This is a genomic window from Cedecea sp. B1(4) (assembly GCF_059414925.1).
The window spans coordinates 1-416 of the sequence record NZ_JCAHMZ010000269.1 but is presented as its reverse complement, the minus strand read 5'-3'; the positions used below and the strand labels follow the sequence as shown (position 1 = coordinate 416).

General features: G+C 70.7%; 1 protein-coding gene. It reads right to left on the bottom strand.

Annotated elements, in window-relative coordinates; translation table 11 throughout:
* A partial coding sequence (locus ACR6JA_RS22900; protein WP_494599782.1) for a ParB family protein occupies nt 1–365 on the bottom strand: 365 nt, incomplete at its 3' end.
* Nucleotides 366–416 lie beyond the last annotated feature (51 nt).

Sequence of the window (416 nt, the reverse complement as noted above, 5' to 3'; positions counted from 1 at the left end):
AGCGCCACGATTTCGCCGCGCGCCGGCCACGGGCGGAACAGGCACGCAATGCGGAAGAAGCGTTCCTCCTTGGTCTCGCTCCACAACTCGCGCAGGATCGCCAGCCGCGTGTTGCCGCCGTTGCGAATGATGTAGTGCGCCTCGCCCGGCCTGCGCGTGATCGCGGGGGGCGCGTCCAGCCCGCGTTCGCGGATGGACGCCTTGATCTCCGCATAGGCCGGGTTGCGCGTCACGCGCGGGTCGTGGTCGTAGGGCCGCAACTGGTCCAGCGTCACCACCATCGGCGTGTCGGCGATGGGGTCGCTCAAGGTCGCGGCCGAAGGGCCGCTGCGCTCGAAGCCGGTGGCCAGGAGCTTGGCAGCCATGTCCTGCGGCGTCAGCTCAGCCACGGCCGTTCTCCTGCGCCTGCCGGTCGG